The sequence below is a fragment of the Phycisphaerae bacterium genome, assembly GCA_019636475.1.
GTDB lineage: Bacteria > Planctomycetota > Phycisphaerae > UBA1845 > UTPLA1 > JADJRI01.
Genome location: JAHBXN010000014.1, coordinates 37,193 through 60,512, shown reverse-complemented (window position 1 = coordinate 60,512; position 23,320 = coordinate 37,193). Strand labels below are relative to the sequence as shown.

At 61.2% G+C, this 23,320-nt stretch carries 21 protein-coding genes; 4 read left to right on the top strand and 17 right to left on the bottom strand.

Translation table 11 applies throughout. The features are described 5' to 3' along the window. Positions 1-22 precede the first annotated feature (22 nt). From KF841_16340 to pabB, 3 genes are read right to left on the bottom strand one after another with little or no spacing between them, the layout of a single operon-like run. Positions 23-1,192: a Nif3-like dinuclear metal center hexameric protein gene (locus KF841_16340; protein ID MBX3396925.1), complete on the bottom strand. Its 1,170-nt coding sequence runs from the start codon at positions 1,190-1,192 to the stop codon at positions 23-25. Next, a complete protein-coding gene (locus tag KF841_16335; GenBank protein MBX3396924.1) occupies positions 1,185-2,057 on the bottom strand; it encodes an aminotransferase class IV family protein in 873 nt (290 codons plus the stop codon). Before KF841_16335 ends, KF841_16340 begins: the two co-directional genes overlap by 8 nt. Then, entirely contained in the window at positions 2,050-3,522 is a 1,473-nt protein-coding gene (pabB, locus tag KF841_16330; GenBank protein ID MBX3396923.1) for an aminodeoxychorismate synthase component I, read from the bottom strand. Before pabB ends, KF841_16335 begins: the two co-directional genes overlap by 8 nt. 177 nt (positions 3,523-3,699) lie before the next feature. Here pabB and KF841_16325 point away from each other — a divergent pair, with 177 nt between their 5' ends. Together KF841_16325 and KF841_16320 are read left to right on the top strand one after the other, a co-directional pair. Then, positions 3,700-4,209 carry a hypothetical protein gene (locus KF841_16325; GenBank protein MBX3396922.1) on the top strand — a complete coding sequence of 170 codons (510 nt, stop codon included), beginning with the start codon at positions 3,700-3,702 and terminating at the stop codon, positions 4,207-4,209. A gap of 200 nt (positions 4,210-4,409) precedes the next feature. Further along, entirely contained in the window at positions 4,410-5,615 is a 1,206-nt protein-coding gene (locus tag KF841_16320) for a hypothetical protein (GenBank protein MBX3396921.1), read from the top strand. A 2-nt stretch (positions 5,616-5,617) separates the two neighbouring features. Here KF841_16320 and KF841_16315 read toward each other — a convergent pair whose 3' ends face one another. The 6 genes from KF841_16315 to KF841_16290 form a co-directional block, all read right to left on the bottom strand. Next, positions 5,618-6,502 (bottom strand): class I SAM-dependent methyltransferase, encoded by an 885-nt coding sequence (locus tag KF841_16315; protein ID MBX3396920.1) that lies wholly within the window; start codon positions 6,500-6,502, stop codon positions 5,618-5,620. After that, entirely contained in the window at positions 6,499-8,286 is a 1,788-nt protein-coding gene (locus KF841_16310; protein ID MBX3396919.1) for an OB-fold nucleic acid binding domain-containing protein, read from the bottom strand. The genes KF841_16315 and KF841_16310 overlap by 4 nt, the downstream gene beginning before the upstream one ends. 67 nt (positions 8,287-8,353) lie before the next feature. After that, the gene (gene yidD, locus KF841_16305; protein ID MBX3396918.1) at positions 8,354-8,563 is read right to left on the bottom strand and encodes a membrane protein insertion efficiency factor YidD; all 210 of its coding nucleotides are present in this window, start codon (positions 8,561-8,563) and stop codon (positions 8,354-8,356) included. A 14-nt stretch (positions 8,564-8,577) separates the two neighbouring features. After that, entirely contained in the window at positions 8,578-9,186 is a 609-nt protein-coding gene (gene trmB / locus KF841_16300) for a tRNA (guanosine(46)-N7)-methyltransferase TrmB (GenBank protein MBX3396917.1), read from the bottom strand. A gap of 56 nt (positions 9,187-9,242) precedes the next feature. Then, positions 9,243-10,889 carry a murein biosynthesis integral membrane protein MurJ gene (murJ, locus tag KF841_16295; protein MBX3396916.1) on the bottom strand — a complete coding sequence of 549 codons (1,647 nt, stop codon included), beginning with the start codon at positions 10,887-10,889 and terminating at the stop codon, positions 9,243-9,245. 133 nt (positions 10,890-11,022) lie between these two features. After that, positions 11,023-12,102 carry a PilT/PilU family type 4a pilus ATPase gene (locus tag KF841_16290; protein ID MBX3396915.1) on the bottom strand — a complete coding sequence of 360 codons (1,080 nt, stop codon included), beginning with the start codon at positions 12,100-12,102 and terminating at the stop codon, positions 11,023-11,025. A gap of 241 nt (positions 12,103-12,343) precedes the next feature. On the opposite strand from KF841_16290, the gene KF841_16285 reads away from it, so the two are divergent. Next, positions 12,344-13,576, top strand: a complete 1,233-nt coding sequence (locus KF841_16285) for a hypothetical protein (GenBank protein ID MBX3396914.1) — start codon at positions 12,344-12,346, stop codon at positions 13,574-13,576. A gap of 19 nt (positions 13,577-13,595) precedes the next feature. On the opposite strand, the gene KF841_16280 is transcribed toward KF841_16285, so the two are convergent. The 3 genes from KF841_16280 to KF841_16270 form a co-directional block, all read right to left on the bottom strand. Next, positions 13,596-14,078 (bottom strand): DUF5329 family protein, encoded by a 483-nt coding sequence (locus KF841_16280; GenBank protein MBX3396913.1) that lies wholly within the window; start codon positions 14,076-14,078, stop codon positions 13,596-13,598. Positions 14,079-14,167: 89 nt separating this feature from the next. Beyond that, positions 14,168-15,694, bottom strand: a complete 1,527-nt coding sequence (locus tag KF841_16275; GenBank protein ID MBX3396912.1) for an amino acid adenylation domain-containing protein — start codon at positions 15,692-15,694, stop codon at positions 14,168-14,170. Positions 15,695-15,700: 6 nt separating this feature from the next. Next, positions 15,701-15,940 (bottom strand): acyl carrier protein, encoded by a 240-nt coding sequence (locus tag KF841_16270; GenBank protein MBX3396911.1) that lies wholly within the window; start codon positions 15,938-15,940, stop codon positions 15,701-15,703. A 236-nt stretch (positions 15,941-16,176) separates the two neighbouring features. Between KF841_16270 and KF841_16265 the strand changes: the two genes are divergently transcribed. Further along, on the top strand, positions 16,177-17,061 hold the full coding sequence (locus KF841_16265) for an alpha/beta fold hydrolase (protein ID MBX3396910.1): 885 nt from the start codon (positions 16,177-16,179) through the stop codon (positions 17,059-17,061). Here the strand turns inward: KF841_16265 and KF841_16260 are convergent. The 5 genes from KF841_16260 to KF841_16240 form a co-directional block, all read right to left on the bottom strand. Then, the gene (locus tag KF841_16260; GenBank protein MBX3396909.1) at positions 17,013-18,527 is read right to left on the bottom strand and encodes an N-6 DNA methylase; all 1,515 of its coding nucleotides are present in this window, start codon (positions 18,525-18,527) and stop codon (positions 17,013-17,015) included. The genes KF841_16265 and KF841_16260 overlap by 49 nt on opposite strands. A gap of 147 nt (positions 18,528-18,674) precedes the next feature. Then, the gene (locus KF841_16255) at positions 18,675-20,117 is read right to left on the bottom strand and encodes a flagellin (protein MBX3396908.1); all 1,443 of its coding nucleotides are present in this window, start codon (positions 20,115-20,117) and stop codon (positions 18,675-18,677) included. 92 nt (positions 20,118-20,209) lie between these two features. Further along, positions 20,210-20,515 carry a carbon storage regulator CsrA gene (gene csrA, locus KF841_16250; protein ID MBX3396907.1) on the bottom strand — a complete coding sequence of 102 codons (306 nt, stop codon included), beginning with the start codon at positions 20,513-20,515 and terminating at the stop codon, positions 20,210-20,212. 190 nt (positions 20,516-20,705) lie between these two features. Further along, positions 20,706-21,167: a flagellar assembly protein FliW gene (locus KF841_16245; protein ID MBX3396906.1), complete on the bottom strand. Its 462-nt coding sequence runs from the start codon at positions 21,165-21,167 to the stop codon at positions 20,706-20,708. A gap of 144 nt (positions 21,168-21,311) precedes the next feature. Then, on the bottom strand, positions 21,312-23,258 hold the full coding sequence (locus tag KF841_16240; GenBank protein MBX3396905.1) for a hypothetical protein: 1,947 nt from the start codon (positions 23,256-23,258) through the stop codon (positions 21,312-21,314). Positions 23,259-23,320: the final 62 nt, after the last annotated feature.

Sequence of the window (23,320 nt, the reverse complement as noted above, 5' to 3'; positions counted from 1 at the left end):
TCGCGGATTGGGCAAACCGAGGTCAGGACGTCAGGATTCGGAATGGGTCGAGATCGCGCCGGCTGACGATGATGCTCAGACCCTTCAGGAGGCCCCGCAGCCGTGATGCCAAAGGTTGCAGTACCGGTCGCTCGCTGGCCCAATGCCCCAGGGCGATGGCCGCGGTGCCGGAGCGCGCATATTGAAGCGCATCGTGATGCCGAATCTCGCCGGTGATGACGACATCTCCTTCGCCGAGCGATACGCCCGGAATTTCGAACGGCAGCGAGCCCGCGGCCCCGACGCAGACGAACCCCCGCCGGACCCGGGCACCAGGGCTGCCGACGATGCTTACGCCATTTACCCCGATCTGCCGGGCGAGGGATCGCGCGAGTGCCGCGACCGAAGTCGGCCTGGCGAACTCGCCCATCCGCCCCTGCCCCAGTGATGCCAATGGTGCGGCATCAAGTGAGTAAATATCGAATGCGGGCTCCTCATAGGGATGTGATCGCCGCAGGGCATCGATGACGACTGAAGTCGTTCGCCGATCGAACAACACTTCGAGGCGCGTCTCAGCCACACGCTCGAGGCATCCGCGTCGTCCGATGGCCGGATTCGTTTCCGGCCCTCCGAGGAAAGTTCCCTGGCCCTGAAGCCGGAAGCTGCAGTGCGAATAATCACCGATGCGCCCCGCGCCGGCTTCAAACAAAGCGGCGGCAACGCGCTCCAGATCATTTTCCGGCACAAACGTGACAAGCTTGCAGCGCTGCAACGGGTCGCGTGCGGGCGTAAACGGCGCGGCGCCGGATATGCCGGCCAGCGCCGCGAGCGTGTCGTTCGTTCCGCCGGGCGCGGCGTCGAGCGCCGTATGCGGTGAATAGACCGCGATCCGCTCCGAAAGTGCCGCCGCGGCGACACCCTCCTGCGAAGCGCGCTCCGGCCGCAGCGATTTCACGCCGCGAAAGATCGGCGGGTGATAGGCCACGATCGCATCACACCGGCCGACGACCGCCTCATCGAGCACCGACGGCATCAGATCGATCGTCAGCAGCAGGCGGCGAACCGGCCAGGATGCATCTCCGATCAGCAGGCCCACGTTGTCCCAATCGGCAGCCGCGTGAAGTGGTGCGATGGACTCCATCGCAGCGCAAAGTCGCGAGACTGTCGTCACGACCGCCCGGCCGGGCTCGCGTCGTGTTCCATGCTTAGCCAATTTCGCACTCCTTCGCGACCAGCCGCTTGTAAAGCCCTTGAATCTCGCGCGTGCGGGCGCCTGGAACCCCCTCGCCGACCCGGTGCTTTTCGATGAAAGTTACGGGCATGACCTCCAGCACACTCCCCGTGAGAAAGACCTCGTCCGCCGCGAGCAGCACGTCGATATCGATCGGCCGCTCATGCATGGACATTCCGTTCTCCCGTGAGAGCTCGATGATCGCATTGCGCGTCGCGCCCGGCAGAATGGGTGTATCGAGCGGCGGCGTGGAGATGACACCATCATGAACCACGAAGACATTGCAGACGCAGCCTTCGGCCAGCAGGTTGTCTGTCGTGAACCATAGGGCCTCGTGGCATTCGCGGTCGGCCGCCTCTTTCAGCGCGATGAGCCTCGGCATGTACGCGAGCGTCTTGTGCCCCGCGATCGGATCCTGTCGATTCTGGCGATAATCCGAAATGCACACACGCATGCCCTGGGCATAAAGCAGCGGCGGATATGGCTGAACCTGCGAGGCCGAGATGATCAGGGTTTGTGAGCCGGGCTTGACCTCCAATCGGCCCGGTCGCGGCACTTCGCCGGGCGTCGCGACCATGCGAATGCGAGCGTCCTGAAGACTGTTCGCCGCCAGCAATCGCCTGATTCCATCGGCGATCTCATCCGGATCGACGCGTATCAGCATCTCGAGCGCGTCCGCCGAATTTGACATCCGCTTCACATGTTCGTTCAGGCGCATCACACGTCCGCCGTACGAACGCATCGTCTCGAACAATCCGGCAGCGTGATTCAGGCCGGCATCAAATGCCGAAATGCGAGCCTCCGCCGCGGGAACTATTTCGCCATTGAGGTAGATCAGATCAGACATGATTGGTAGTCGAAGGTTGAGACGGCGCCTCGATTTCTGGGGCAAGGCCAACAGCCCGCGCCATCCCGGCAACCTTGGCTTGTAACTCACGATATTCTTCTTCCGGCGTCGAGTCCGCCACGACCCCGCTGCCGACGTGCATATCGAGCCGCCCATCCACGAGGGTCATGGTGCGAATCGGCAGATTCAGATGCATCGAACCGTCGATGCCGAGAAAGCCGATCGCGCCGCAATACGCTCCGCGCACATCCGGTTCCAGTTCATCGATAATCTGCATCGCTCGCGTCTTTGGCGCGCCCGTCACTGAGCCGCCTGGAAACGCCGCCCGGAGAAGATTCACCGCGTTCGCATCGCGGCGAAGACGGCCGATCACGGTGGCGGTGCGGTGAAAAACCGTTGGAAGCGTTTCGATTTCGCCGGCCGATTCGACGCGCACACTGCCGAAATCGCAGACGCGGCCAATGTCGTTCCGAACGAGATCGACGATCATGTTCAGTTCGGCACGGTCCTTCTCGCTCTCCGCCAAGGCCCGGTACGCCGCCGCGTCCTCCTCGGGCGTCGCGCCGCGCGGCCGGGTGCCTTTGATCGGCCGAGAGGTGACGACGCCGTCACGCAGATGCAAAAACAACTCGGGCGACGATGAAATGACCGCGGCCGGTCCGAAGTGTGTGCCGGCAGGATCGATCGGCAGATAGGCCGCGTGCGTGGCGGGATTCGACTCGCACAGGCGTTCGTAGATCGAAAAAGGGTGCGCCTTGAGCGGCAGGCTGAGCCGCCGGGATAGATTTGTCTGAAAGATATCGCCCGCGCGGATGTACTCAATGATCCGAGAAACCTTGGCGAGGTAGTCTTCGCGCGAGTAATTCCAGCCGGGGCCGCCGATTTCGACCCAGTCGGTCGAACAGTCCGCCTGATAGTCGCTATCGAGCGTCGCGACGCAGTCCGCAAGCTCATCGAGCCGATCGTCCAGCGGCGCCCGCTCGACCTGGGCATCGTCGAACAATCGGGGTGGAAGCTCGATTCCGGCGACGTGCCACGTTCCACGCTCGCCATCGTGGATGATGACCGTGTCGAACAATGACCAGTATGAAATCGGCAGACGGTCGACGCCCCCACGCCTGCCTGCGGACGGCTCGATGCAGTGCCCCGCCTCGTAGGCGAGGTAGCCGATCCATCCGCCGACGAACGGCAATTCTCCTGGACTTTGTACGGCGCCGAGTGCTCGGACGCGTTCCGCGAGCCGTTCAAACGGATCAACCGAGTCCGACTGGAGCAGCATGTCCGTTTTCACGGGGGAAACGGCATATATTGCGTATCGGCCCCAGCGCGGCGCGGCGGCTGCCGATTCCAGAATCACTCCGTGGCGGATCGCACCGATCTCATATCGCAAAGCGGCGATATTGATCGGTGCGGGTATCTCTCTGGCCGCCCACCGGACGGACTGCTGACCGGGCTTATCGGGCATGGCGGGAGTATATCCGCTTCCCCCCAGCTTCTCATAGCGGACAATGCCGATCGGGCACCGGTCCGGGAACGGCATGACCGATTCAAGTCTCGATGCCGCTTGAGATTGCAGGCTGTTTGCGTAATAATCTAATATCCAGGCAAACCTTGGGGGACCCACTGGAGCTAGGAACCACGAATGAGCGCAGAACGCGAAGTGGTGTCCGTGGCGGTTCCACCGACACGGCAGAATCAAACGGTCCTCTGGTTGATTGCCATGCTGCTCGCCATCATTGCGACGGCAATGGTGTTGCGAAACGATCTGCCCTTTGGGGCGCGGCCCGCGTTTGGTGATTCGCCGATGGCCGGCGCGCGAGGCATTTTCGCGTTTACCGGGCAGATTGACCGCAACAGCTATGGCCTGTTCATGATGGACGTGGATAACAGCACGATCTGGTGCTATCAGTATGTGCCGAGCCTGGGTCGGTTGCGGCTGGTCGCGGCTCGGTCGTACATGTACGACCGGTACCTCGAGAGTCACAACTGCGGCGATCCGACGCCGCAGATGGTCAAGCAACTGATCGAGGACGAACGCAACAACAGAAATCGCGTCTCCGGCGGCGGCATCGCTCCGGATTCGCCGCTCGAAGAAACGGACATCACGACCGACGCGCCACCGAAAGTGCCCGCGACGCAGTACGAGCCGTGAGTCCACCGGCCATCGGCCGTGACCGGGTAATTTGAAAACCGGCGTCGGGGTGGACGCCGCAAGAGCACCCGCCGCGAAAGTCGACGGGCGAGCCGTGCCTCGCCGCGAAGCCTTTCGCCCAGCAAGCGCCGTCAGCAGAATCGACGCCGTTTAACCAACCCGCTCCCTCCATCGGGGAGCGATAGCGCAGGAACGTCGCCATGAACGGATATTTGACGATCGAGGAAACGTGCAAAAAGCTCGGCAAGACCGAAGACCAGATCAAGGCGCTCGTGCGGCAGGGGAAGCTCCGCGAAGTCCGAGACGCCGGCAAGGTGTTCTACAAGGCATCCGAGGTTGACAACATCGCCGCCAAGGAAGGCAGCAGCGTGGTCGACCTCGATGGCGCTTCGCCGGAGATCATCAGCCTCGACGATAACGAATCGTTCGCGTCAGCGCTGTCGAATCTTGCGGACTCGTCGGCGTCGCTTGGCGCGCTCGACGAAAGCCCCGAGCCGGACCAGCTTCCAAGCCTGGAACCGGGTGAACGCAGCGGCAGCGCTTCGGGCATCTCGTTCGCTGACGACAGCGCTTTGAATATTGACGACATTCCCGAGGAACTGCCGTCAGCCGGATCGAAGGCCGGCGCGCCAACCGAATTCTCTTCAGAGATCGATCTGCTCCCGAGTGATGACAAGGAAGGCTCGTCCATGGCGCCCGCGCCGGCGCCGCAGAAGGGTCGCCCGTCCTCGTTCGAGGATGTTCCCGACCTCGGCCTTTCCGGATCGAGCATCATCAGCCTTGAGCCGGGCGATTCGAAAATCGTTGACAGCCCGGCCGCAAAGGAAGGCACCAAGATCACGCGGCCCGGTATCAGCGTCTTCGACGAGGAAGAGCTTGGCGTGCCCAGCGACCCCATGGGCGAAACCCAGATTTCCTCCGGCGCCGGCGACTTCGACTCCGTTGGGAGCGGCAGCGGGCTGCTCGACCTTACCCAGGAAAGCGACGATACCAGCCTTGGCGCCGAACTGCTCGACGTGATCTCACCGACCGAGGCCGGCGAGACGGAAGTCGAGGCTGAAGTCGTCGAAGAGGACACCGGGCCTCGCACCAAAGGCGGTACTGCCGTGGCGATGACACCCCCGCGCGAGTCGGTGTCCACAGCCGCTGCGGTGACTTCGGTCGCGGCCCGAGCGGCAGTCGGAGGTCCCGACGCATCCACGCTTCCGATGAACATCTGCCTGTTTGTCGGCGTGCTATCGATGGCCATTCTCGGCCTGGCGACATCGGCCGCCATGCAAGGGACATGGCCCGAATCGATCATGGGAGTGATTTCCTCCGGCGTTGTACACTGGTCAGTCCTCGGGGGACTGTCGGCCGTGGCGATCGGCATGGGCGTCTGGGGAATTCTCGCCGGGCGTAAGTGATTTCAAAACGACGACGCTGATCGCGCCCGCTGGAAGACCGCAACCTTCGTCGAGAAGCCGCGGACCCACCGTTGACGTTGAAGGATCGCATCGAATGTCGTCAGGACGCCGCCTGCGACAGCGCCGACCGCCTCTCCCACGGACGGCAAGGTCCGGATCGTTTTCGCGAGCACGCTTGAGAAGTGACGCCAGGCCCACGTCATCGCCGCGCCGCGCAGGCCGTCCGCGCATACCTGACCATTGGACACAAAGAACACCGGGCGCATCTGAATCAATCTGAATCCGATGGGCGACAATTCGGCGAGATGCTCGTCGAGCGTGTGAAATGACTGGCTTGCGGTCGCGGGCAAGGTGCGCGCTGGAAAATTGTCCGTCACGATGAGAATCCCGCCCGGCACGACGGCTTCGCCGCATACCCTCAGGGCTCGTCGCCAGAGCGCGTCATCGGTGATGTGGAAAAGCACGTCCATCGCCGACACCACTTCAAACGGGCCACCCGCACGAATCATTTCCGGCAGGCCCTCACTGATGTCGCCAGCCTCAAACACCTGTCCCGGAAACCGCTCGCGCAGGCGCCGGACCGCTTCTGGTGAGATATCGATCCCGGACAGCCGCCGAAGCCCGAGCGACCGATAGATTTCAATGTAGAATCCGGTGCCGCAGCCGATGTCAAGGACGTTGCACTCCTGAGTCGGAAGCAGCCGCCGCAGCAACCTGATGAAATGGGCATGGCGCAATCGATATAGCGCCCGGTTGTATCGCTCGCCCAGTCCGGCGTAGCCCACGCGCTCAAACGCCCCCGAATACCGGTGACGAGTGAGCCATTCATCACGCGTTGAGGGAGGCACCGGCCGATCGGATTGCTCTTCCCGGCTCGTTGCAGTCATTCTTCGTACGCCAGGTCGCGCGCGTTCTGGAGTTCAATTCGCCACTTGCCGTCTTCCTTGACGACAACCCCGATCACCCGAATGCGCCGACCCTCGACCAGCTTCTGAGACGCCGACATCTCCTGCGCCGTCCGATCATAGTAGTACAATTTCACCTCGACATCGCCATCCTTGAGAATCACCGAATGCCGTTCGCCGTGTTTCGCGCTGGGCCGTGATGAGATGCTCTCCACGACTGCCGACACCGTGACGCGCTTTCCCTTCAGCTTTTCTCCGATGTCCGCCAGTGCCGTCATGTCGGCAGCCTTCACGCGATTAATGCGCGAAGCGATCACAGCCTCCTCGCTGGCGGGCAACGGCCAATAGACATAGTCGGTCGAGGCGTTCCAACCTTCGTCGTGCTGGCCCCCGTCGTCTTCGCCGTCGTGGCCGAGGCAATAGAGCACGGGTTGACCATCATTCAGAAAGTACTTGAACGTCTTGCCGCTGAACGGGTCCTTGAGCACCTTGCCGACGCGTCCCTTGTCCAACTCCGACAGTTTTTTCGGAAACGCGTATTTACCGTCGCCTTTCTTCGGCTTGTACGAGAATACGGCCAGCAGCAGTTGCGTCGCACGCCGTTCCGCTTCGCACTGAGCCGCAAGCGTGTAAATCCGCGAGTATGTGCCCTCGGCTCCATAGAGCATACCCTTGGTCAGATTGTTCGTCTGGGCAAGCTGGCGGCCGGCATCGATGATTCCCTGATTGTTCTCGGTGGCGTATCCCGGTTCCATCAGTCGGTCGATCGTCTTGAACGCCGCCATGACGGCACTTGCCGTGCCGGCGGGATCGGCATCGACGCGCGCGCCCAGTGCGAAGCGATTTCCGCCGCCCAGCGTCTGGCCGGTCACATCGCGATATCGATTGCTATTCAGCTTCACCCCGCCGCCGAGGGGACCGAAGATGTACTGCAAATTGTCCAGCATGATCGCGCATTCAGTTCCGAGGCAGTACGACGCGTCCAGCGGCTGAGAATCAATCTTTGCCAGAGACGTCGACAACTTCGCCGCGTCCGCCGGCTTCAATACTCCGTGCGCGAACGCCCAGCGAATGTGTTGATAGGTCATCCGCCGAATCGAGTAGCCCGTGAGCTGTTCAATGGAGAAACGGGCCGTTCGCAGCTGCCCGGCCACGCGAATATTGGTTTCGACAGATGCAATGAACCTGGCCGGATCGACGTCGCCATCCTTCCCGATTCGCCATGCATTCTCCATGACGCCCTGCGCACATTGACGCAGCTTCGGGACGTGTTTCAACTGCGTTTTCTCAAGCCGATTGGCATTGTCATCACGATCGCCATCGATGGTCATCGGCGCGACGACGTATTTTCGCTTCGAAGCCATCTCGAACTTCTTGAGCGCGGCCTTCGTGCGTTTGAATGACTGCTCCCACGAACCGCGCCGGTTCGGGAACCACGGCGCCGGACTGCGCTTCGTGCGCGTATCCGCCTCGCCGGTTGATACCTCCGTGTTGTCGGCCGCGGCGGAGCCGGTCAACATACCGTCGAATTCCGGCCAGTTTTTCTCCTTGACTGGACTGTCAACCAGGCCGGGCATGAACTCGGCGTACAACGAATAGGCATCATCCTTGTCCGGCACCCTGGCTACAGACTCGTACCATTGGGCGTAATTGGTGTGTCGGTGGAAATCCGGCATGGGTGGAAGATCCACCGCCAGAACCGGCCGACCGCACAGCGCGACCACCGATGCCACAGTGACAAGAAGACAGCTCGTGACTTGACTCATGATGGCTTGATCCCCCGTGCCGCGTGGACGGCACGATTGGCGAACATTGTGATTTCATCGCATTTCGCTACGGCACCGGGTCGTAGCCGCTTCGCCGTCCGGGATGGCAGCGAAAAATTCGCTTCAGACCGATCCACATGCCGCGAAGCGGACCATATCGCTCAATTGCTTCGATGGCGTACTCACTGCAGGTCGGAATGTATCGGCAATGGCCAAAGAGCAATGGTCGGATCGCAGCCTGGTAGCCGCGAATGCAAAGCAGCAGCAGGAATGTAATCACCCGGTACAACATCATCGTCGCCTGAACGCGAGCCGATGGATCGGGCGGCCCTCGCGGATGTACTTGATCTCAAAGTTGGTCTTCACATCGCCTTCGGCCGTGCCGAAATCCTCGTCGCGAAAATCGACCGCCTCCAGCTCAATTCGAGCCGCGGTCACTGCCTTGATCTGTTCGAAGTAGTCAGCGTGGTCCGTCTGAATCGCCAACCGTGAACCACTCGCCAGCGCACGGATCGCGGCATCGACAAAGGCCGGCTGGATCAATCGCCGGCGAAGATGCCGCTTCTTGGGCCACGGATCCGGATGATAAATATGCAGCGCGGCCAGGCTGCCGGCGGCGAGGCGCGTCATCACAAACTCGCGTGCATCGGTTCGCATCAGACGGACATTGGCGACACCCCAACGCGCCATACGATCAGCGGCATATTTGAAGAACTTGTTCGCCCATTCGATGCCGACATAGTTGCGATCCGGATGGGTCTGCGCCTGCCGGAGCAGGAAGCCGCCTTTGCCGCAGCCGATCTCAAGCTCAATCGGCGCAGAGCGCTCGAACAGTTCACGCAGATCGGTGAGCTGCGGGAGCGAATCCGGATCGACGGTGATCGCCGCGAAATCGAGCATGATCCGAATAGTATAGCCTCAAACGGCATGCTCGTTCGAGGGCGCGTTCGGGTAATTCACACTGTGTCGACCGATTTCCTGCCGCGAGAGAACAGCCAACCCAGCTCGTCCATTCGGAGCATCCGAGCGACGATGATGAACACCAGCCCGGCCGCCGCCGCTGGCCCGAAGACCATCGTGCAATCCCGGACGATTCGCGGCCACCCACCGACGCCCGCCTCCGGCAGGCGAGACAGCACCATGTGGGCCACCCCACAGGCCAGCAGTGTGGCCGTCACGGCTTTTGCGGTGGATCCGGCCAATGCCGTTGCTCCGATTCGCCCTTGCAGCTTTCGACGCAGAAGCATCGTCGAAATGAATACATGCAGGAACGAAGTGATCGATGTGCTCACGCCGAAAGCCGCTTCGCCAATCCACCAGAGCAGTACGACGTTCATCACCGCATTCAATCCGACGAGCCAGCAACTGACCCACATCGGCGTCATCGTGTCTTTCAGGCTGTAGAAGCCGCGAAGCAGTATGTGCTGGCAGCAGAATGCCGCCATACCCAGCCCATACCACATCAACACGGCCGCCGACCGCACGGTGTCCGAATGATCAAAACGCCCTCGCTCGAAGAGCAGCGTGACGATTGGCTCGCGAAGCACAATCATCAGAAGCCCTGACGGCAGCCCGACAAACACCGCCAGCCGAAGCGCCTGCGTCAAAGCGCTACGAAGGCCTGCGAGATCGCGCCGGCTCGCGAATCGGCTAAACATCGGAAACGCCGCCGTTGCAAGCGAAATCGCCAGCACGCCGAGCGGAAACTGATACAAGCGCTGTGCATTCGTCACGGCGGAGAACGCGCCTTCCTCAAGCGGATAGCGAATTGAGGTACCGAACAGCGTGAATGTCGCGGGATCTCCGGGACCGCGTGTCAGCATTGTGCAAATCTGGGCATCAAAGAACACGTTGAAGAGCAGCACGCCCTGACCCAGCATCACGGGAATGAACATGCGCAGAATGGTTCGCAAGTCCTCGTCGCGATGATCAAGCGACAGGCGAAAATGCACGCCGTATCGGCGCAGCGTCGGGAAGATCATGAACAACTGAATGACGCTCGAGGCCAGCACGCAGACAGCCACGCCGTAAACCTGACGTTCGATTTGCTCGCCGAACATCAGCGGACCGACCGTCGTCACGCCGACCATATTCACCACGTTCAGCACGATGGGCAGCAACGCCGGCACGGTGAAGTGGTTCAGACAATTGAGGATGCTCGAGAATAGCGCGACGAGGCATACACCCACCATGAAGGGCAGCATCACGGCCGTCAGCCCGATTTGCAGGGTCGACATGGTCCCGCCCGGCGAACGCCAATAGACGACAAGCGCGACCAGCTCCAGCAAAACAAGCAGCACCACGAGTACCAGCGTCATGATGCCCGCCACGCGCCCCAGCAGAAGCCAGGCCCGATCGCGACCCTTCTTATCGAGGACATCGGTAAAGACCGGGATGAAGACGGCGGAGAGCGCCCCTTCCCCGAAGAGACGACGAAACAGGTTAGGCACCTGGAATCCGTAATTGAATGCGTCCTGCACCCAGCTTTGCCCGTAGGCATAATTCATCACCATGTCACGAGCCAGACCGGTGACCCGCGACAGGAGCGTGCAGAATGCGACAAGTCGGGCAGACCCGAGAAATCGTGACGAATGGTCGGACATCGGGCGAGACTATATCGATCGCGCCGATCCGTCACAACTCAGCCGGAATTGAGATTGAATCAACCCATGTCTCGCGATGCTTCCGCGGGCACAATCGAAGTGAGCCGTCCAGCACTTCCGACGGCAAGCCCCGTCACCGCCCGGAAAACTCGTCCGGATCGTTGGCGTACGCCCGAGCCGTCTCCAGCGTGATTCGACCCACGCCGACCAGCCGTCGAAGATCGGTATCGAGTGTGAACATCCCATCCGCCCGGCCGCTCTGAATCGCCGATTCGATCGATTCAATCTTGCCGGTCCGAATCGCATTGCGGACCGCATAGTTCGCACCGAGCACTTCCATCGCCAGAACGCGACGCCCACCGATCGCCGATGGCAGCAGATGTTGCCCAACGACAAACCGCAGGCTCATTGAAAGCTGCGCCCGGATGTCGTCGTGCCGCTCACCGGGAAACAGATCAATCAATCGTGTGATTGCCCCCTTTGCATCGCGCGTGTGCATGGTTGCAAAGATGAGGTGCCCCGTCTCCGCCGCGGAGATGGCGAGCTGTGCCGTCTCCATGTCGCGGATCTCACCGACAAGAATGACATCGGGATCCTGCCGCAGTCCCGAGCGAAGACCCTCATAAAACGACGGCACATCCGAACCGACCTCCCGCTGGGTGATGATGCTCGCGCCGTCCTGCGGGTAGATATATTCGATCGGCTCTTCAATCGTGATGATTCGATAGCCCCCGCCTGAATTCAGCATCTGGATCAGGGCGGCCAGCGTCGTCGTCTTGCCGCTGCCCGTGATTCCAGTCACAAGGACGAGGCCGTCCTTCTGCATGGACAACCGGCTGCCCAGCGCCGTATCGAAGCCCAGCTCGATCAGCGTCGGTATGGATTCGGGAATGGCCCGAAAGCACGCACCGCATGAACCGCGCGATGAGAACACATTGGCCCGGAACCGCTTCACGCAAGCACGCCCGCCGGGCGTCGCACCGGAAAACTGAAATGCGAAATCCAGATCGCCCTGCCCCAGCCGGCTCCGCATCGCAGGCGGAACAATCGGCTCGAGCAGCGCCAGCAGCGATTGTCCTTCAACCACTTCGTCCGCCGCGGGTATGAGCTCACCATGAATCCGGTAAGTCGGCCGGTAGCCCGGAACAAGATGCAGATCCGACGCCTCGCGAACGTGCATGGCGTCAAGCCACCTGGAAAACGACTCATTCATGTGTTCACTCATCGGCAAGCATTTCCGCAACCGTCGCCGACCATGATACAATCCCGGCCCTGGAAAGTCGCACCGGCGAGCGCCGCAAACCCGGCTCCAGTTCCGATTCGACCTCGCGCTCGCGCGGTCGTCCATTGGAATGCAGATTCGGAATTCAACCCCGTTTTCAATTCACCGGGCGAAACCTTGATCGCCGATTTCCCATTCGCGGCGAAAGCAGTCGATCGTATAATCGACCTGTATGACGATCGTCCTGTTCGAAGACGCCGGTTATCGCGATCTGCTTCCCCTCGTCTATTCCCGCGCGACGTTCAATCTCCGCTGCGGGTTTGACAATCTTCGCAACAAGATCGAACACGCCTACGCCGCGCCGATCAATGCAATGTTCGTGAGGCCGGAGATCGCGCCGGTCATGGTTGAGCGTTGGTCCCTGCCCGTCAATGCCGCTCCAACCTCCGATCGCCAGCTCTGGATCAACGGGCGCGTGCTACTCTCAAAGCGCATCGATTTGCCGCCGGATTGCGCGATCTGGCAAGGTGACACGCTCGTCGCCGCAAATCTCTCCGCCGCCGCCGTAAAGGCGTGGACGGTTCAGACGATGCTCGATCACGACAAGCTCCGTGCCGCCACGGCGAATCTGCGCCGCCTCGAAGCAACCGCTGGCGAGTTTCGCCTCATCCGCTATCCATGGCAACTGATCCACGCAAACGCGGACGAAATCAATCGTCAATTTCTGGCGCTGGGCAGCGGCGAAATTCTGGGTAACGTTTATGCCGGAGCGCACATCTTGAACGATTCCGCGGTCCGTATCGGCAAGGGCTCGAAGATCAAACCCTGCACCGTGCTCGATGCCGAAGACGGTCCGATTCACATTGGGGAGAACGTCAATATCGCGCCGAATGTGACAGTCACCGGCCCCTGCTTCATCGGCGACCAATGCACCGTGCAGGCCGGCGCCAACATCCGTGGCGGAACCAGCATCGGCACTTTCTGCAAGGTTGGCGGCGAAATCGAGGGCGCGATTTTCCACGGTTATTCGAACAAGCAGCATGACGGCTTCGTCGGCCATAGCTATGTCGGCGAATGGGTCAATCTCGGCGCGGACACGGTCACGAGCGACCTGAAAAACACCTACGGATCAATCAAAGTCGCCCTCAATGGTTCGGAAATCGATACCGGAGAAATGTTCATCGGCTCAATCATCGGCGACCACGCCAAGACCGGGATCAACACCGTCCTGCCGACCGGCTGCATCGTCGGCTATGCCGCGAATCTGTTCGCCAGTTCTCACCCGCCGAAATTCGTGCCCAGTTTCACATGGTTGACGGACGACGGCCGATCAATCAACGAGCCGCAAAAGGCGCTCGCCGTCGCGATGAAGGTCGTCGCGCGACGGAAGCGCGTCTATTCACCGGCTGAGCAGGCGCTGTTTCTTTCCGTGGCCAGAACGGCGAAGGCAATCGAACGAGTCTGAGCGCCAGTGCCCGGCACGCCTAATTCGATCCAGACTCGATTCGCTTCAACTCCTTCAGCAGATATTCGTCGCTCCTCACTTCACGGCCGTCATTGAAGCGAATGAGATAGGGCTGGCCACTGACCGACGACTTCGTCGCTGCCACGCGAATAAAATCGCGCGACGTCCGGATTTCGCGGCGCTTCCATTGCCACTTGTCACGCAAATGACCGGCCGCCTCGCGGCATGTGTGTTCATCGCCGTTACGAATGAAAACCGCGCCCTCCAGCGATTCAACATGCTCGATCAAGCGCTCGATCTTCCGCCGCTCGGAGAGCTTCTTCGCCGCCAATGAGTTGGGTGCGGTTGATGTGACCGAGCTCGATGGCTCCGATGCCGTTGTTGTCGCAATCGGGTTCGGATCGGCGGCGGCCGCAGGCCGGCTCATCGGCCCGGTTGCCTCGTCACGGTCACGGCAGGCGGCGAGAAACAGGATCAACAGGAAGGCGAGCATCCTTTGCATTTCAAGCCTCGCTGAAGCATCGTCCTGTACCAGCGCCCGATCACTCAGCTCAACGAAATGTCGCTTCCGCGCTTTCGCCCCGTACGCAATCACGAACCGGCACGCATCAGAGCCTGAAGGTCGATTTTTCCCCGGTCTGTCCGGGGCAGCTCCGGCGAAAAGTGCCATTCATCCGGCATCATGTACCCGGGCAGCAGCGGCCTGCAGAATGCCACCAGCCCCGCTTCATCGAGCGCGGCACCGGCTTTGGCCGATACGCAGGCGCGAATCCGGTTGCCGAAAACCGGATCGGCGACAGGAACCACCGCGGCCTCCTTCACGGCCGGATGACGGTGCAGCGCCGCTTCCACTTCTCCCGGCTCGATCCGGTGTCCCCGACACTTGATCATTCGATCGATGCGTCCCTCGAAGAGCAAGACGCCGTCGCTGCGCCGCCGCACCCGATCCCCCGTGCGGTACCTCAGTCCCCCACCATCCGGGACGGCGCAGAGCCTGGACCGCGTCATCTCATTGTCACCAAAGTAGCCGGTCGTCACTGTCGGCCCCGCCACGAGCAACTCACCGGATTCCCCCTCTCCGACCGGTTGACCATTCTCATCAGTGATCCACAGGCGCGTGTCGCGAATGGCGACGCCGATGGGCACCGGTCCGTCGTCCGCGATATCCGCCCCCGTACACCGATGCCATGTGCAGACATTCGTCTCCGTCGGCCCGTAGAGATTTGTCCATGAAACGTGGGGAATCTCCATCGACAGCGCTTGCAGCGCCGGCTTCGGCATGACCTCGCCCGCGAAGATCACATGCCGCAGCCGCGAAAAGTCGTGCTCCGGGAGCCGGCCGCGAAGCTGCATCATGATCAGTGCCGACGGAACCGAATACCATGTGGTGATTCCCTGCTCGGCAATGAACTTCGCCGTACGATAGGGAAACATCTTGAGCGATTCAGGTACGGGACACATGGTCGCCCCCACCCGCACCGCCGCGAATATATCGAATGTGGATAAATCGAAATTGTACGGCGCGTGGTTGGAGAGCCGGTCTTCCGGTCCTAATTCGAAACAGTCCGCGCCCCATTCCGAAAAGTGCAGCAGACTGCGTGTCGTGATTTCGACACCTTTGGGCCTGCCGGTTGAACCGGACGTATAGAGAATGTTCGCCACGCCCCGCTCCGGAGAACGCGATTCCGCGGCCGGTTGCCACGCGTAACGCTCGCCCCAGGTAGCCATGGCGGACTCATCAGGATTCGCGAATACAAGTTCAACACCTGTCACGCCGGCCGGCGGATTGCCGCTGCCGACCCAGATGGTGATTCCCGCGTCGCCCACAATCGCCTGCACTCGCTCTGCGGGCCAGGCCGGATCGATCGGCACATAGGTTGCCCCCGCCCGGATCAGTCCGAACATCGCAACAATCGCCTCGATCGATTTTCTGAAGCAGAACGCGACGCGCACACCCGGCCCCGCACCAACCGACTCCAATAATCCCGCAAAGTCCGACGCACGCGCATGCAGATGGCGATAGGACAGGCTTGTGCCGCCGAACTCGACGGATGGCCGGCTGCCGTGCCGAGAAGCGGCGTTCTCAAGAAGGGTATACAGCGAGGAATCGTCCATCATTTTCAATCATCGCCGGGAGTCGATCCACTCGACAAGCGAATTGACCGTTTCTATCCGCTCGGGTGTCACCTCCTCGTCCGGCAGGCGGACCTTCAGCGTATCCTCGACGAACACCAGCATTTGCATCAGTCGAAGCGAGTCCATGCCGTGATCGAAAAGACTCACGTCATCCGCCGGCCATGCATGGCGCTCCGTCGGAATCAGTGTGCCGAACAGGTATTCACGAACTTGCTGACGTGTATTCATGGCTGTGCCAGGCCTCTGGTTTTCGATCCGCGCGCCCGAATGTTCCGAATTATTCAATGAGTTTAATCGCGGGCAGGACGGCTTTCAAACCAAACGACCGCGTCGGCCAGCGCTTGAAATCTCAGCCGCCATGCTAAAATACGCTTTGATGTTTCCTGACCCAATCCTGTCGACCCTCGCAGGCTGCGCAAGCCAATTGTCCAGGACATGCCGGCCCGAGTGCCGATCGGCCTAAGATGCTCCCGAATCAGTTGCCTCCCCCGTCCCGTAAGACCGCCCGACGACGCCCGCGACTTGCAATGCTCGCCGCCGCGCTGATCGCCCTGTTCGGCGGCACCGGCTGCGGCGCGTTCGTCACAGACAGCGGAATCTTCCCATTACCGGCGATCCACCTTGTTTATCCCCTGCCATCCCAGCTCGGTTTGACTTTCGAGACGGTCCGCATCGGCTCACCCGCCGGGTCGATCTTCGCATGGTTCATTCCCGCTGAAAATGCGAAGGGAACCGTCTTCATCAGCCACGGAGCCGTCAACAATCGCAGCAGCCATCTCGCCCACTATGAACTACTGCACAATATGGGATACCATGTCTTCATCTACGACTACCAGGGATTCGGCGAGAATCTCAGTGTCATCACCATCAACAATATCCTCTCTGATGCCAGGCTGGCGTTCGCGAAGTTGCTGGAACGCACCGAGCCCGGCACCGAAAAGATCGTGATGTTCGGACTCTCCATGGGCACCCTGCCGACCATGGCAATCGCCGCGGATGACCCCGAACGAGTCGTGGGAGTTATGCTCGAGGGCAGCTTCATCACCGAATCCTTGCCGCCGCTCTCATTCATCGGGCTCGGCATCACGCCCTCGCCTCTGGCGTATACACGGATTCCCGCCGACCTCAACCCACTCTCTCACATCGACCGCATCGGCGTTCCGAAGCTTTTCCTGCAATCACGCGACGACACAATCACCCCCTTCGACAGCGCGAGGGAGCTATTCGATCTCGCGACCACGCCGAAGTACTTTGTGCCGCTTTCCGGCCTGCATACCTACAGCGTGATCTTCGACCCCAGCTATGGTCCGCGCATCGAGGAATTCCTCAACGCGGTGACAGGGAACTGACTCGCGCCGAAAAGCGTTCGAGGAACTTCAATCGCCTCCACGTCCCGAGGCTCCAGTTTCAGCAGTCCCTCTGCATAGATCCGCCGATGACAGGACAGTGCATCCTGCGCAGCATCGCTTGTCAGGTATTCGAACAAACGCTCCATGAGCGCGGCGGCGTCGGTCCGAGGATACAGTCCATGAAAAGCCGTCAGATTCAGTGCCGCTGCCTCGTTCCGGACAAACCTGAATCGGCCGCGCGCGAACACAGACACCCAGATCGGCGCCGCCGGACGGTGCTCCGGCCTGAACCACACCGGCCGATGCGCGGGCAGATACCGCCGGTGAATTCCCAGAGATTTGCCCCAATCGAGGTACGCCTGCACCGGCTCGCTGAGCGGCTCGCGCGGACTCAACAGATAAATCCGCTGATCCGCCTTGATCAATCGTTCCACGTCATCGAGCGAGAAGACTGATCCGATCGCGGACTGCGCCTTCGTCACACAAATCGAAAAATCCGCGCGATCCAATCCGTGTCGCATCCGATCCGATTCGCGAAGCGTGAAGTACTGGTTGGCTCCCGTGGCAATTCCTCGAACACACCGCGCCAGACTCCCTAGCGTAATCGCGTCCGCAACGGGCCTGACCGAGCGATGTCGCGAACGTCCGCCCCCTAAGCTTGTCGAACCCTGCCCGCGCGCTTCGAACAGCGGCGTCCACTTTCGCTTCGGATCAAGCACGCTCCGAGGAACACCCGGCGCACGCTCCAACAGGCGATCGTCCGGTCCTCCGGCCGTCTCGACCGTAGCCAATTGAACCGGTTCGTCATCGCCACGGCCCCTCCGCAACAGTGTGATCGCTGCCGTGGTCATGACATCCTGAAACACCTTCGAAGCATGTGGAAACTGCACGATACCGTCGAGTCCGTTCCGTTCCAGAAGAAATGCCTTGATCGGCGCTCCGAAGTCGGCGTTCAGCCATTCGGCCGGTGTGATGACCGCCGCCCGCCCGCTGGGCGCCAGGGCTTCCCAGATGCGAAGCAGAAACAGCCCATAAACATTCGTCAGTCGACTGAGGCGACGTCCGCAAAGCCGATCAAATCGACCGAATACCGACTCGCCGTAACGATGAGCGTGATGCCGCACATAAGGCGGATTTGCAAGGATCGCCTCGTAAGCCCGAGGAAGCTCGGCCGTCAGAAAGTCCTCGCATCGGCACGTGACGACGCCCAGTTCCGCCGGAGCGCAAAACGAGCGGATCATCGCAGCGTCCACATCGTATGCATCCACCGACGGTCGATCTGGAAAGCCACGGAAGGCGAAATAAGACGCCGCTGCATCGACAAAGACGCCAGGCCCCAAGGCAGGATCGAGAATCGATCTCGGCCCATGCGCGCAGGCCCACGCCGTCATCCAATCCGCCACCGCTCGCGGCGTGAAGACCTGCCCCAGCGCGCGCCGCGATGCGATCTGTTTATCAAATGACATCCCCTGTCGCGACATCGGCCACAGTATACTGGAACGCAATCCCGGTAGAATGAGAAAAGCCCGCGACACGTCTGCCGCGGGCGTTGAATTGTGACTGATCGCCGGGCGCGTCAGGGAAGCGCGTCCGTGCGCGAACGCTCGGTCGAACTAGCGAAGCAGCGAAAGCACTGACTGCGGCGTTTGATTGGCGACCGCGAGGATGCTCGTTCCCGCGCTCACGAGAATCTGGTTACGAGTCAACTGCGCCGTCTCCATCGCGAAGTCCAGATCGCGAATGCTTGATTCGGCGGCCGTCAGATTCTCCATCGTGATCGAGAGCTGATTCACGTTGGTATCGAGCGTGTTCTTTTCGAAGGCGCCGAGCCGCCCTCGCAACACCGATACCTGCTTGATGGCCTCCTCGATGATCATCGCAGCCTGTGAAGCTTCGCCCTTGGTCAGTGAGAACTTCCCGGCGTCGGTAATCTCCTGCAAGTAGCCGATTGTCGCGTTGCCGAGCCGGGTCGCAGCGACCGATTGGACCCCGATGTTCACCTGCTGATTCGTGTCCACGCCGGGTCCGAGCTGGAAGATCGCGCCACCGCCGGCGATTGCAAACGATGAGGCCGACCCGTTTGTGTTGAATGCCTCCTGAATCCGAAGTTCGATGCCCAGTGCGCTGTTGTTCAGCGCGAGGTTCAGACCCTTTCCGATGATACCCGCGCCGTTGATCGTGGCCGACACGTCGCGGCCGATGTCGCGGGCCTTCTGTGCACCGGTTTCGTCCTCAAACAGCGCCTGGATCGCGCCGTTACCGCCGATCTCCTGCACGCTGACGAACGCATCGCTGCCAAAGCCGACCGAGGTGAGGATGATGCCCGAAGCCGCATTGCCGTTGATGAAGGTCGCACTGACGCCGGTCGCATCCGTCTTGCTGTTGATCGCGGCCAGGATCTGCGACGCGGTCTGACCGGACTGAAGCGCGATGGAGTCCACGCCGTTCTGGCCGGCCAGCTCGATCGTGACGGAGCCGCTCAGCACATCGACCGGGAAGAATAGTTGTGCCCGCTGTGCCGATTGTATGACATTGATTTCGACCGGGAGGAAAGGCGCCGTGCCCAGCTGCGCCTTGCTGATGTTGAGGTCGGTGATCTGTGTCGCGACGATGCCACTGGTGATGTACGAAAGCGAGCCGTTAAGCAGCTTTCGTCCGCCAAACGTGGTCGTATTCGCAATCCGTGTGATCGAATTGATCGCATCGTCAATCTGAAGCTGGTTGGCCCGAATCTCATCATCGGACACCGCGCCGCTGTTGGCCGCCTCGATGATCAGACTCTTGATGTCATTCAGCAGGTTCGCCACCTCATCCAGCGCGCCTTCGGTCGTCGCAATGACGTTGCTGGCGCGCTGCGAGTTCGCGATCGCCTGCCGAACAGATTCAATCTCTGAACGGAGGTTCTGCGAGATGATCAACCCCGCCGGATCGTCCGCCCCGCGATTGATTCGCAGGCCGGTCGAGAGCCGCTCAAGCGAGGATTGCAGCGATCGCTGCGAGCGGGATAGGTTCCGCACTGCTGCGAGTGCGGACGTGTTCGTATTAATGCGTGTCATACGCATTCCTCCGTGAAGATCCGATCGCGCCCCAAGGCGCCGAATCGTAAGGTCGCCGAAATCAGCCTTCCGTGGCCGACGGCATCAAGAACTCATGAACCCTTGCCCTGGTTGTCCTGCTTCGGCTTCCGTCCCGTACCTGGCTGCGGTCCCTGTGACCCTGGCGGCTGCTGCGGCCCGCGCGGAGGCGACCCTTCCGGCAGATCTTCAGGTTTGATGTTTGCCGCCGCCCGATTCTCCCGCTTGATCGCCTCGTAAACCTCCTTGCGATGCACCGGAATATGCGGCGGCGCTGTGATGCCGAGGCGAACCTTGTCGCCACGGATGTCGACGACGGTGATTTCCACGTCGTCTCCGATCATGATTGTTTCATCGCGCTGACGCGATAGCACCAACATGGTTGGCTCCTCCAGAGCCACGCCGACGCGATGGACCGTCGACGCGAGCCCGCGGGTGTCGTCCTGACATTTGACTCACCATTCCTTCGTAGCCCATCGCGCACCGTGAGCAAACTCGCCCCGTCGGCCGAAACCGACGCCTCGCCCTGTGCATCATAGGCGTTCCTTAAAGCCTGCGTTGCGCCGGTGCTCAGGCCGTCTTGCTGACCGCGCGCTGCTGTGACTGCTGACCGGGCAGCCGCATTAGCGGATGTCGGGTCGAATACTTCTTGTCCGAAAGCACGAGCTGCTTGCCCACGCGCGTCGCGATGTTGATCACCAGCGGACCCTGCAGATTGCCCGTCAGCATGTCCTCGACCTTGTTCACGATCACAAAAACCTGCGAGCCGCTCGTGTCCGCCAGGCCGATCTGGGCCAGATCCTCAGTCTTGATCGCGATGCGATAGTCCGGCACGAACAAACGCGGGTCGCACACCACGAACGCCAGTTCAGGTCGATGCACCGCCTGCATCCAGTAAAATGCGCTGTCCTCGCCCGTCTGGATCAGCGCGTACTCGCGGTCATCCGGAAAACCCAGCAGCCCCTTCGGAAAATTCAGGAACCGCTGGTCATCTACTTCAATTCCTCCGAACCTTGAAGTCTGGATCATCATGTCACCGTGCTCCCGGCCGCCGGTTCGCGGCCTCTATCGCTGATCTCCCGGTCGCTCGGTCCGCGGCCCCATTGGCCGATTCACCGATTCCCGGATGATCCTTCCCAAAAAAGACAAAACCGCCGTTGCTCGCGATGAGTCCATTCATCGCAGGAAATTCAGCAACGACAGACTGAAAGTCTGTGAACCCACTTGCAGGCTCGCCTGCAGCGACGTCTGGGCCTGCTGGAAGCGCGTGACCGCCTCCACGAAATCCACGTCTCGAATGTCCGACAGCAACGCATTCGTTGCCGAGACCGCGTCCTCCAACTGATTCATCCGGCTCTGCATGTCGCGAGACCGCGCCCCCACCTTGCCGGCGATGCTCGACAGGCGCCGCTGGGCCGCGTTGATCAAACCACCCGCAACCGTGATACCCTGCGAATCATCCGCCAGCAGCGCATCGCGCAGCTGATACAGGGCACTGAACACGCCGGCTTGCATGAATCCACCGACCGCGGAACCATCCAGCAACGTCGACGTTCCCGCCACGTTCAGCCCCAGCTCCTGCGCGACCGGCGACAGCGGCGGATTCGGACTCGACACCGTGATCGGATCCGGACCCGCCGGCCCCGTCAGTCGCAGCCCCGCGCCGTTCGGCGCCACCGCCGCAGTGATGCCTGCGCCGGCCGTTGACGATGCCGCATTGATGGCAGCAATCACCGCCTCAAGCGTCGTCAAGCCGCTCAAATCGACCTCGAACGAAATGCCATTCGCATTCGTAATGCGTAAGTCGTTGCCTTCAACCGGATGAATGCCGCGACCGCCGTTCAATCGAGACAGCGGTGTATTCGAACTCAACGTGCGAAGACCCAGCGTCGCGGCGTCGCTGCCGCCGTTCTCGCCGATCACCAGCACCGTTCCAGCCGCGAGATTCTCAAGCTCGAAGCCGTCGCCGGCGGCGTTGATTCGCGCCCGCACATGCGCGCCGGCGTTGTTGATTCGATTCAGGACGTCCTGCACGGTCGTTGCGCCCGTGAACAGCACGGTGCGGCTGATCTGCCCGTTCTTGATCTCCAGTCCGCTCGGCAGGCTGATGCCGCCCGGCCCCAGATCGGCAAGCAGGGTCGTCAGCGTCATGCGCCGGTTAACCGGGTTGCCGTCCAGCGTGAGTCCCGCGCCGACCGTCTTCCGTATGCCAAGATCAGACGCGGTCGTGCCGTTGCCGACTTCCACCACCGCGACGCCGCTGCCCGGCGGCGGCGTAATTCGCAATGCCGCGCCATCGACCGGATTGATCGCCAGCACGAGTCCGCTGCCAGCGCCGGATGCCGCCGCGTTGAACCGCGCAATGATCTGATCGATCGTTTCCGCACCAGAAAGGTCCACGCGGAAAGTGATGTTCGGCCCCGTTTCCGTGATGTCGATGCTGCCGAGGTTGACGCCCGTCTTGGTCGCGCCGGACAGTTCGCTGATCCGCCCGCCTCCCGAAAGCTGCACATCGAAGGTCGTCGCCCCGCCGATGACCTGCTCCCCCGTCCCGAACAGCTCGCTTGTCGTCAGATTAAAGGGCAGCGTCGATCTGAAATCGACGGCTGTCGATCGCAGTCCCTGATCGGCAATCAACGTCGCACGCCCCGATGCATCAGTGATCGGAGCACGATCGAGCGACCGGCCGCCGAAAAGATACTGGTTCTGAAATCGACGGTTTCCCACGTTCTGAAGCTGGGCGATGATGCCCTCAACGATCGTTGCCTGTGCCGCGCGCTCGTCAGCACTCTGTAGGCTCCCCGCCTGCTCGCTCGCGATCCGCGCCGCGTCGTTCAGAAGATCCGAGAGGTCCGAGATCGCCGAGTCAGCCGCCGAAAGGAAGCTGTCCGCGCTGCGCAGGTTTGCCAGAATCTGGTCCTGCCCTTCCAGCGACTTGGTCATTCGCGCGATGCGCTCCGCCGCGATCGGATCATCTCCCACCGACAGCAGTTGTCTGCCTGACGACAGGCGCTGCTGATCCTGAAACATGCGCAGCGTGTTGCTCTGAAGCTGGGACAACAGGGTGAATGTCCTCAGGCTCGTCGAGACGCGCGATAATGTTCCGGCAGAAGAGATATACATGAACTCAGCTCTCACCAATCCTAAAACCCAGGCTCCTTGAACTTAGGCTCCGTGAACCCGCC

Excerpts from the sequence above, each read along its gene's own strand:
- KF841_16335 (MBX3396924.1), bottom strand. The coding sequence starts at position 2,057 with ATGTCTGATCTGATCTACCTCAATGGCGAAATAGTTCCCGCGGCGGAG.
- pabB (MBX3396923.1), bottom strand. The coding sequence starts at position 3,522 with ATGCCCGATAAGCCCGGTCAGCAGTCCGTCCGGTGGGCGGCCAGAGAG.
- KF841_16325 (MBX3396922.1), top strand. The coding sequence starts at position 3,700 with ATGAGCGCAGAACGCGAAGTGGTGTCCGTGGCGGTTCCACCGACACGG.
- KF841_16320 (MBX3396921.1), top strand. The coding sequence starts at position 4,410 with ATGAACGGATATTTGACGATCGAGGAAACGTGCAAAAAGCTCGGCAAG.
- KF841_16315 (MBX3396920.1), bottom strand. The coding sequence starts at position 6,502 with ATGACTGCAACGAGCCGGGAAGAGCAATCCGATCGGCCGGTGCCTCCC.
- KF841_16310 (MBX3396919.1), bottom strand. The coding sequence starts at position 8,286 with ATGAGTCAAGTCACGAGCTGTCTTCTTGTCACTGTGGCATCGGTGGTC.
- trmB (MBX3396917.1), bottom strand. The coding sequence starts at position 9,186 with ATGCTCGATTTCGCGGCGATCACCGTCGATCCGGATTCGCTCCCGCAG.
- murJ (MBX3396916.1), bottom strand. The coding sequence starts at position 10,889 with ATGTCCGACCATTCGTCACGATTTCTCGGGTCTGCCCGACTTGTCGCA.
- KF841_16290 (MBX3396915.1), bottom strand. The coding sequence starts at position 12,102 with ATGAATGAGTCGTTTTCCAGGTGGCTTGACGCCATGCACGTTCGCGAG.
- KF841_16285 (MBX3396914.1), top strand. The coding sequence starts at position 12,344 with ATGACGATCGTCCTGTTCGAAGACGCCGGTTATCGCGATCTGCTTCCC.
- KF841_16280 (MBX3396913.1), bottom strand. The coding sequence starts at position 14,078 with ATGCAAAGGATGCTCGCCTTCCTGTTGATCCTGTTTCTCGCCGCCTGC.
- KF841_16275 (MBX3396912.1), bottom strand. The coding sequence starts at position 15,694 with ATGATGGACGATTCCTCGCTGTATACCCTTCTTGAGAACGCCGCTTCT.
- KF841_16270 (MBX3396911.1), bottom strand. The coding sequence starts at position 15,940 with ATGAATACACGTCAGCAAGTTCGTGAATACCTGTTCGGCACACTGATT.
- KF841_16265 (MBX3396910.1), top strand. The coding sequence starts at position 16,177 with ATGCTCCCGAATCAGTTGCCTCCCCCGTCCCGTAAGACCGCCCGACGA.
- KF841_16260 (MBX3396909.1), bottom strand. The coding sequence starts at position 18,527 with ATGTCATTTGATAAACAGATCGCATCGCGGCGCGCGCTGGGGCAGGTC.
- KF841_16255 (MBX3396908.1), bottom strand. The coding sequence starts at position 20,117 with ATGACACGCATTAATACGAACACGTCCGCACTCGCAGCAGTGCGGAAC.
- csrA (MBX3396907.1), bottom strand. The coding sequence starts at position 20,515 with ATGTTGGTGCTATCGCGTCAGCGCGATGAAACAATCATGATCGGAGAC.
- KF841_16245 (MBX3396906.1), bottom strand. The coding sequence starts at position 21,167 with ATGATGATCCAGACTTCAAGGTTCGGAGGAATTGAAGTAGATGACCAG.
- KF841_16240 (MBX3396905.1), bottom strand. The coding sequence starts at position 23,258 with ATGTATATCTCTTCTGCCGGAACATTATCGCGCGTCTCGACGAGCCTG.